Annotated in this window: 4 protein-coding genes; 1 reads left to right on the top strand and 3 read right to left on the bottom strand. The window is 70.2% G+C overall.

The genetic code is table 11. The annotated features are described in order from the left end of the window. From ACWELQ_RS37425 to ACWELQ_RS37415, 3 genes are all read right to left on the bottom strand, one after another. On the bottom strand, positions 1-756 hold a 756-nt coding region (locus ACWELQ_RS37425), incomplete at its 3' end, for an alpha/beta fold hydrolase (RefSeq protein ID WP_452401749.1). Between the two features lie 326 nt (positions 757-1,082). Next, positions 1,083-2,708: a M20/M25/M40 family metallo-hydrolase gene (locus tag ACWELQ_RS37420; RefSeq protein ID WP_452401748.1), complete on the bottom strand. Its 1,626-nt coding sequence runs from the start codon at positions 2,706-2,708 to the stop codon at positions 1,083-1,085. 5 nt (positions 2,709-2,713) lie between these two features. Beyond that, the gene (locus tag ACWELQ_RS37415; RefSeq protein ID WP_452401747.1) at positions 2,714-4,360 is read right to left on the bottom strand and encodes a CocE/NonD family hydrolase; all 1,647 of its coding nucleotides are present in this window, start codon (positions 4,358-4,360) and stop codon (positions 2,714-2,716) included. Positions 4,361-4,518: 158 nt separating this feature from the next. Between ACWELQ_RS37415 and ACWELQ_RS37410 the strand changes: the two genes are divergently transcribed. Beyond that, on the top strand, positions 4,519-5,182 hold a 664-nt coding region (locus tag ACWELQ_RS37410), incomplete at its 3' end, for a serine/threonine-protein kinase (protein ID WP_452401746.1).

Here is a 5,182-nt window from a genome sequence, read left to right as displayed (position 1 = left end):
GTCCACCACCCGGATGTAGGCGTTGCGGACCTGGCCGAAGCTCTGACCGCGAGCGACCAGGTCGGTGCCGGTGGGGGAGGCGAGGCCGTCGGCGGTGCCGTGCTGCACCAGGAGTGGGGCGGTCAGGCGGTCGAGGTGGGCCTTGACGTAGTCGCCGACGCGCAGCATTTCGCCCGCGGTACGGGCCGGAACACCGCCGTGATGCACCAGTGGGTCCTCGTCGTAGGCCTTCACCACCGCCGGATCGCGGCTCACCAGCGTCGAATCCAGTTTGACCACAGGCAGATTCGGCAGGAAGCGCGACACCAGCGGGGCCGCCAGCCTCTGCACGGCGTTCCCGGCCTCGATGTCGATGGCCGGGCCGGACAGCACGACGCCGTTCACCTCGGGCTGATCGCGGACCGCGAAATAGGCGGTGGTGAGGCCGCCCATGCTGTGGCCGATCACGAAACTCGGCAGGCCCGGATGGCGTCCGGTGGCGGTGGCGAGCATGGTGCGGACATTGTCGGCGGCGGTGTCGAGCGAGCCGACATTAGCCCGCGCGCCCTCGGATTTGCCGTGTCCGATGTGGTCGAGGGCGTACACGGCGACCCCGGAATCGGTGAGTCGCTGCGCGACATGCGCGTAACGCCCCGAGTGCTCGGCGTACCCGTGCACGATCACCGCGACCGCGCGCGGTTCCCCGTCGGGCAGCCACGCCTGCCAGAACACGCGGCCACCCGCGCCCTGGAATTCGCCGGTCTCGCTGCGGGTCATCGATCCTCCATTCGGAACGGGCGTCGCCGCGAGGCACCGACCCGGCCTGGAACGGCGCACGGCCCTGCCCGATCGGCATTGCCGCGCCATTGTCTCCCATGAACAAGCGACAGCCTCGCACGAATCGGACACAGCCTCGCATGAATCGGCCGAGCATCCCCGGGGATAGTGCTCAGCCCACACCCTTCAGGCCAAGCCCCTGGGGTGAGGCACAGTCCCGCGTGGATCAGGCCGAGATTTCCCGGGGTCGGGCAGAGCCTCACGGATCAGGCCGCGCGTCGTCCGGCTGGCGCGGCCACCGCTATTCGAGCCGAGCCTCGCGGTGATCAGGGAAAGCCTGCGAGACGGTCGATCAAGAGGCGGTTGAAGTGGATCAGGCGGGCGTAGTCGGTGCGGGAGATGCGTTCGTCGGTGCCGTGGATGCGGTCCAGGTCCGCCGCGGTGAAGGTCAGCGGCGAGAAATTGCAGCGGGTGGCGACCAGGTCGTCGTAGTGGCGGGAGTCGGTCGCGCCCGGCACCACGCCGACGGTGACGGCGAGGCCCGGCACCACTTCCCGGGCCAGGTCGGCGATCAGTTCGAAGTCCGGGCCCGCGACCGGGTCGACGGTGGGTTCGGAGGCGATGCCCGCGAGCTCGATGTGGACCTGCTTGTCGCGCACCACCTTCCGGCAGTGGGCGAGGACGCCCGCGACCGAATCGCCGGGCAGGATGCGGAAATTCACCAGCGCCTCGGCGCGCTGCGGCAGCACGTTCGGCTTCACCCCGCCCCGGATGACGGTCGGTGCGGTGGTGGTGCGCACCAGCGCCTCGGTCTGCGGTCGCGCCGCCAGCACCCGCGCCGCCACCGGGCTCGCGACATGGATCAGCCCGAGCAGGGTGCGCCGCGGTTCGGACACGAAATGCCGCACCCGCAACAGCATGTCGACCGCGACCGGGGTCATGCGCAGCGGGAACGGATGATCCTGCACCCGCGCCACCGCCCGCGCCAGCCGCCCCACCGCCGTCTGCCGCCCGGGCATGGACGAATGCCCGCCCACATCCGACACCGACAGCCGCACCGTCGCGAAACCCTTCTCGCCCACCATGATCGTGGCCACCGGCACGTCGATCCCGTCGGCGACACCGGAGGTGATCACCCCGCCCTCGTCGAGCAGCAGCCGCGCCCGCACCCCGGCCGCCCGCAGGCGTTCGGCCATCAGCGCCGCACCCTCGGACCCGAAAACCTCCTCGTCGTGACCGAACGCGAGATACACCGTGTGCGTGGGTGTCACGTCCTCGGCCAGCGCCCGCTCCACCGCCTCGAGAATCGCGAGCACCCGGCACTTGTCGTCGATCGCGCCACGCCCCCAGATGAACTCGTCGTCGACCACACCATCGAACGGCGGATGCGTCCAGCCCTCCACCTCGTCGACCGGCACGACATCCATGTGCGCCAGCAGAATCGCGGCGACCGTCTCCCCGCTGCCCCGGCTCGGTTCTCCGGGCGCGGAGTCCTCGGCCCCACCGTCGGTCCGACCGGCGCGCCCGCCGCCTCGTCCGGAGTCCACGCCGATCCGATCGGAGCTGGAGCCGGTCTCGCCGGAGTCCGGGCCGCGCAGCGTCGAACCCGGGTTGGGCAGTGTGGCGTCCGGGTTGGGTTGATCGGCGGGCAGATCCGCGGCGGCAAGCGAGCGCGGCACCGTCGCGCTGTCGGGCGTGTTCGTGCCCGCCCAGCGGTAGAGGCGGCTGTGGCCGAATGTCTCCCAGGTGAGGCGCGCGTGCACCAGCGGGAAGGAGCGTTCGAGATGCGCTGTGAAGCGGTCGAACTCGCTGTCGTCGATGAGCGCCCGGTCCTCGTAGGAGACGGTCCGGCAGCGCAGTGCGGCGGCGAGGCGTTCGGCGGTGACGGCATCGACGGCCGGGCCACGGGTGGGGTCCACGGCCGAGTCCTCGGTCGACGAGGTCCTGGTCATGGTGGTCAACCGCCCAACCTGGCAGGGAAGTTCACGGTCACAGTGGCATTGTTCACCACATCCGCGGACAGCATGACCGACTTGTCGTTTCGCCATTTGGGAATCGAGTCGCCGGTATCTCCGGGCAGGTCCGGGGTGCGGACCGTGCCCAGCAGCGGGAGGTGCAGTTGCGCGGCGGTGACGGTGACGGGCGCGAAGGCCGGGGAATGCGCCCAGACATCCTCGACCACATCGGTGACACGGACCCCGATGCGATGGCCCGCGGGAATCGGCCAGTCCTGGCCGAGCAGCCGGACCTGAGCGGTCGCGGAGACCGGGGCGATGCCGCGCGTGATGACGGTCGCGCGATTGTCGGGGGCGATGTCGTAGACCTCCACGGCGACGCTCGCCGCGGCCGGGCCGTCCAGGCTGAGCGTCGCGGTCGGCGTACCCGAGACCTGCTGATCGTGTTCCAGCGGCTGGGAGACGGTCCAGATCTCCCGGTCCGCGCCCGGCAGCAGGCCGCGATCGGTGTAGCGGCCCGCGCGCAGATCGACATCCAGGGCCCGGCTGTCGGCGGGCGGCCACGCCGTCTCCGACCGCCAGCGGCCGTCGAACTGGCCCACGGTGATACGCGGCCCGGTGTTCACGTCCTTGCCCGCCACCTGCTTGTCGAAGAAGGCCAGCAGTTCCGAGGAGAATTGCGGCGCACCGCATTTCTCGGTGCAGTCCCGGTGACCCCACTGCCCGAACCACGCCTTGTGCTCGCCGGGGCCGAGGCCGTTCCACATCTGGAAGACCCGATCGGCCTTGGTGTTGTAGTCGACGAAACCCTGACCCAGGAACAGCGGAATGGTGTTGCCGCGCAACTTCTCCACCAGGTCGCGGTCGCGCCACCACGCGGAACTCGCGTCGTGGTCGGTGGTTTCGGCCAGGTAGTGGGCGTAGCAGCCCGGATCGATCTTCGCGGCGTTCGCCTTGTACTCCTCCGAATCGGAGGGATGCGCGGGCGTGGACGCGATCAGCAGATGCTCGAGCCCCGCCAGATCGCCCGGCCGCACCCCGCTCTCACTGATCGGCTTGAGTGAGAACTTCCACGCGATGCCCTGCATGTACAGGTAGGCGTTGGGGTCCACCACCGGCTCGAACGCGGCCACCGCCGCCAGCCCCGCGGGCTTCTCGGCCAGCCCCATGAGCCCGGTCCACGCCTCGTAGGAGACGCCGTTCAACCCCACCTTCCCGGTCGACCAGGGTTGCGCCGCCGCCCATTCCACGGCCGTCTTCACATCCGAGCGTTCCCCCGGCCCGCCGAAATCCGGGCAGCCGTCGGAGCCGCCGAAGCCGCGCAGATCCACGATCACGTAGGTGTATCCGGCCTGCAGGAACATCGAGATCGGCAGATCGTCGAGGTCGGGCCCGCCCTTGATATGCGGGTCGGTCAAGTGCATGAGGTGTGCGCGGTAAGGGCTGACGGTCATGACCACCGGGGTGCGCACATCCTCGGCGACACCCGGCGGGCGCAGCACATCCGCGTGCAGGCTGGTCCCGTCCGAGGCGGTGATGAACTCCTCGTGCCACTGGTACTGCGGGTCCGCGCCCGCTCGCCCCGGCACCGTCACGACCCCCACCACCAGTAGCGCGCCGACCAGCGCGCGCCACAACACCATCCGCATAGACACCATTTGACCTTGGTGGTTCGCCCCGCCGCGAACCAGCCCCAGGAACCGGGGTGCCCGCCACGCGCGCCGGTCCGCGATCGGGGGCCCGCATCCGGCATCCGGGTGGCTACGATCGGGATGTCGGGGCCAACTCGTCCGGGAATGAGCGGGTGATGGTCGAACCAGACGAAGACGGTACGCAGCCTGACCTGCGGATAGGACTCGCCGCGGAGTTGGCCGCGGCGGGATTCGACGATGCGAGCGAAATCGGGCGCGGGGGTTTCGGAGTCGTCTACCGCTGCGTCGAGCATTCGCTGGATCGGCTGGTCGCGGTGAAGGTCCTCGACACCCGGTCGAACGACGAGGAACGCGCGCGATTCCTGCGCGAGCAGCGTGCCCTGGGCCGCTTCGGCGGGCACCCGCACATCGTGCAGGTGCTCTCCGCCGACGTCACCGTCACCGGGCGGCCGTATCTGGTGATGCCGTTCTACGCGCGGGGGTCGCTGCGCGAACGGATCCGGGATCGCGGGCCGCTGCCGTGGCAGGAGGTGCTGTCGATCGGGGTGAAGATCGCCGGTGCGCTGGCCGCCGCGCATGCCCGCGGCATCGTGCACCGCGACGTGAATCCGGCCAATATCCTGCTGTCCGACTATGGCGAACCGCTGCTCAGCGACTTCGGAATCGCCCTCGTCACCGGGTTTTTCGACGGCGCCAACGGACTCATCGCCGGGACGCCCGCCTTCACCGCGCCCGAGGTGCTGCGCGGGGCCGAACCCGCCCCGGCCGCCGACATCTACAGCCTCGGCGCGACGCTGTTCTGCCTGCTCACCGGGCACG

It is taken from the genome of Nocardia sp. NPDC004722 (assembly GCF_053601505.1).
Note: the sequence above shows the minus strand (reverse complement) of the source record. Positions and strands in the feature narration are given on the sequence as shown.